This window comes from Methanosarcina spelaei (assembly GCF_002287235.1).
GTDB lineage: Archaea > Halobacteriota > Methanosarcinia > Methanosarcinales > Methanosarcinaceae > Methanosarcina > Methanosarcina spelaei.
This window is the reverse complement of record NZ_LMVP01000358.1, coordinates 1-724: the sequence shown is the minus strand read 5'-3', so window position 1 is coordinate 724 and position 724 is coordinate 1. Positions and strand designations below refer to the sequence as shown.

Annotated in this window: 1 protein-coding gene; it reads right to left on the bottom strand. The window is 41.2% G+C overall.

Annotated features, from left to right (window positions below; genetic code table 11):
- Positions 1-75 precede the first annotated feature (75 nt).
- Complete coding sequence (tnpA, locus tag ASJ81_RS14625; protein ID WP_095645038.1) at positions 76-540, bottom strand: IS200/IS605 family transposase; 465 nt, start codon at positions 538-540, stop codon at positions 76-78.
- Between the last annotated feature and the right edge of the window lie 184 nt (positions 541-724).

Here is a 724-nt window from a genome sequence, read left to right as displayed (position 1 = left end):
AAAATCAAATTGCGTGCGGCCACCCCACCCTAAAGGATGGGGTATGCTTCGGGCCGCACGCCCGGTTTCCGGGGGTTAGAAATCTTCAATTATTCTCTGACCAGGTTTCATTGATTTAGAGGACTTAGATTCTGCTTTCGATTTTTTCTGTGACTCCTTGATATAATGTTTGATTGTGTCAGCTGTTACATTTCCAACTGATCGGTAGAATTTTCCACTTGACCATAGACTTCCACCCCAATATCGTTTTTTCAGTTCAGGATGAAGCTTAAAAAGCCTGTAAGAACTTCCTCCTTTCAAGTATTGTACTACTTCTGACAAAGAGTTACTTGGATGAAATTCCACGAACAAGTGAACGTGATCATCTACAATTTCCAGAGCATGAATCTTGTAGCCTTGCTCATTGCAAATGTTGTTGAAGATTAACTCGCAATCCTTTTTAATTCGCTTATTGTAGAATATGTTGTATCGATACTTTGGCACCAAAACGAGATGGTAGGTTATCTGACCATAGCCATGGCTAAAACTGTTCAATTCCAACGCATATCACATCCAGGCTATAGGCGGCTGGTACCACCTATGGCCATGGTGCCAAAAAAACCTCATTTTACAAAAAAAGTAATGATTTAGATAGTTAAAGAGAAAAACGAAGAGGCGAGGGTTCACTTCATCCCCAACCTAAAGGTTGGGGTATTCGTGACCCTCTGCGCTCCCTTGTAATAAA